This is a genomic window from Bacteroides sp., from assembly GCF_052357945.1.
Classification (GTDB): Bacteria; Bacteroidota; Bacteroidia; order Bacteroidales; family Bacteroidaceae; genus Bacteroides.
This window is the reverse complement of the sequence record NZ_DAWCXD010000001.1, coordinates 184,446-187,259: the sequence shown is the minus strand read 5'-3', so window position 1 is coordinate 187,259 and position 2,814 is coordinate 184,446. Positions and strand designations below refer to the sequence as shown.

Here is a 2,814-nt window from a genome sequence, read left to right as displayed (position 1 = left end):
AACTAGTACATAACAATGTATTCAATTTTAATTGAATACTAGACATTAAATTTCGTAATATATCAATTACGGTTTTGTTTAATTTAATTTTTATCGACATGAAAGAAGTACTCGATTATCAGACATTGGAAGAGGCCAAAGGAATTATTGCTTCACAACTAGACGAACAAGTTGAAAACAAGAACATCGTAACTATACATTGTTCTTGGTGCACCAACTGTTCGGGCATAGTAGGAGACTGATTTATTCACTTTCTCTAGGGTGTAACTTGACGGTTACACCCTAAAAAGTAGCAATTTCAATGAAAATTATTCAAGAAGATACAAATTTCCAATATTGCATACAGACTCCCAGACGTTTCTATTATGCAAAAAACATACTATATCCTTTCATAAATCTTTTTTATCATATTCTATTAAAAAGCATACATAAAATAACCTCCCCAAAACGAACGATCTATAAATATCAAACTACTCTTGTGCTTATTTTTAAGGATGAAGCTCCGTTTTTACAAGAGTGGCTAACCTATCATTTGACATTAGGTATAGATCATTTTTACCTTTATCAAAACAATTCTACTGACAATTATATGGAAGTACTATCCCCATATATTAAATCAGGAATAGTGACACTAAATGAATGGCCGGATAATCCTGGGCAAAACACTGCTTATATGCATTGGTATAAACATTATCGCACAGAAACAAAATGGGTCAGTTTCCTTGACATTGATGAATTTATTTGTCCATTAAGAGAATCCAACATTCATAACTTACTTGCACATTATGAAATTTATCCTGTTGTCATGATATATTGGAAACTTTTCGGCACTTCCGGTATACTACACCACGATTACACACGATTAGTTATAGAACAATATCACGTATGTAGAAAAAAATATTTCACAGAAGGAAAAGTTTTCTACAACACTCTATTCGACATAAACGAACAACCATTCTCTATGCATGGATTCAATGTAAAATGGCATAATATAACAATTCCTCCCGTTAATTCATTTTATAAGTTCGTTATTTGGAATATGCATAAGGTCAATCACAAAAAGGATATTAAAGTTCAAATAAACCATTATTGGTCTAAGGCATATGATTGCTGGCAGCACAAATACGAAAAGGGGAGTGCAGAAAAAGGCACTAAATGGAAGAATTTAGATTTCCTCAACAAGTTGGAACTGAACTGCACCTCGTCTAATTACACCATATTTCGTTTTATAGTAAGCGTCAAGTTAAAAATGCGTGAATATTCAACTACATTTATGTGATTTATTATCCACGCTCAACCATCTTTAAAAAACAAAATAGACATAACTTTGTAAAAAGTAAAACAAACTACTATATTAAGAACATTGCTAACAAACTACATTGTTATATGATACATATCGGCCAAATAATAGAAGATGAATTACACCGTCAGGAACGCTCTATAACGTGGTTTGCTAATAAATTATTCTGCGATAGAACCAATGTATACAAAATATTCAAACGAACCAGCATAGACTCCGACTTATTGTTACGCATTTCCCATATTCTAAATCATAATTTCTTCAACTATTACTTGGAAGAACTAAAAAACAATGAAAAGAAAAACACACCTTAATGAATATCATTTACTCTTTCATACATTCAAAGAAATGTATCATATTATTATAACATTTTCAATCTATGCAACCTATAAATTTCAATATCATAAAGATTATAATTCCTCCCACGATTAATCCGCAACAGCCACCAGAAGAGTTAGAACTACTATTACTATTTCCTCCACGTTTATACCCTTGTGGAGTTCGTGTATACATATTGGTTTTCTCGCGTCCTTTTGCATAAATCCCTTCCGATTCGTAGTTCACTTGCCAAATATGTCCTCTTCCGTCCTTTTCTCCGGCACTCCATTCACCCCAGAATACTTGTCCGCCGGAATAATAAAAGCCCCTACCATCTCTCTCACCCTGAGACCATTCTCCCAGATAAATGCCTCCATTATTAAAAACATATACACCAATCCCATGTCTTCTGTGGTTAGAGTCAACTTCACCCAAATAAACTCCATTTGAAAAAACATCTAATGTAGCACGTTCAATCCAAGATGAACTACAAAAATAGTATCTGAAACCATCTAATTCATCTATAAGACATCGTGGCCCATTATCATTATCTAAAAAGTCATAGATTGCAAAAAAAGCATCTCTTGAAATATGTTCTTTATCCATTTATTTATAATGTAAGTTTATAACGTACAAAGTAAATCGTTTTCAACTAATAAATTCACATTTATCTGTGGTAATCTAGACTATATTTTTGTAGCATATTCTTCACAAAAAGACTATTGGAACCATTAAAGAATACATTCCATTATTAATTTCAAAAGGAAAGACATGATATTAAAGTCTACTTCACATTAATAGCGAATAAAATAAATACAATTTATCAACTAAATTTTCTTGGAAATAAACCAAATAACTATATTTGCATAAACTCATAATCAATTAAATTATGGAATACATCAACGAATTTCACAAGCAATGGATAGAGCGTACTCGCAAGTCAATAGCATTATGGAGCAAGCAGCCAGCCTCATTAGAAGAAAAGAAGAAGCAACAAGAACGTTTGGACCAACAGAAAGCTATAAGAGAAGGCAAATTGAAGAGTTAATTTCATTTGCCAATTCAGACGATTTATGGATTTCCCCCTCTAATTTGAATATAGAATTCTTAAGTAAAGGTGGAGAAAATGAAGTCTACACAGGAAATGAAGATATAGTTGTAAAGCTGAACAACTTTGAGTACGCAGGCGATGATTT

The 2,814-nt window shown here is 32.2% G+C and carries 3 protein-coding genes and 1 pseudogene; 3 read left to right on the top strand and 1 reads right to left on the bottom strand.

Annotated elements, in window-relative coordinates; all coding sequences use genetic code 11:
- The first annotated feature begins 98 nt into the window (after nucleotides 1-98).
- Nucleotides 99-242, top strand: a complete 144-nt coding sequence (locus tag ACT8YW_RS00670; RefSeq protein WP_155728200.1) for a hypothetical protein — start codon at nucleotides 99-101, stop codon at nucleotides 240-242.
- Between the two features lie 59 nt (nucleotides 243-301).
- Complete coding sequence (locus tag ACT8YW_RS00665; RefSeq protein WP_061448525.1) at nucleotides 302-1,279, top strand: glycosyltransferase family 92 protein; 978 nt, start codon at nucleotides 302-304, stop codon at nucleotides 1,277-1,279.
- Between the two features lie 393 nt (nucleotides 1,280-1,672).
- Here ACT8YW_RS00665 and ACT8YW_RS00660 read toward each other — a convergent pair whose 3' ends face one another.
- A complete protein-coding gene (locus ACT8YW_RS00660) occupies nucleotides 1,673-2,224 on the bottom strand; it encodes a hypothetical protein (RefSeq protein ID WP_061448523.1) in 552 nt (183 codons plus the stop codon).
- A 345-nt stretch (nucleotides 2,225-2,569) separates the two neighbouring features.
- Between ACT8YW_RS00660 and ACT8YW_RS00655 the strand changes: the two are divergent.
- Nucleotides 2,570-2,814: pseudogene (locus tag ACT8YW_RS00655) on the top strand (hypothetical protein); the annotation flags it as partial.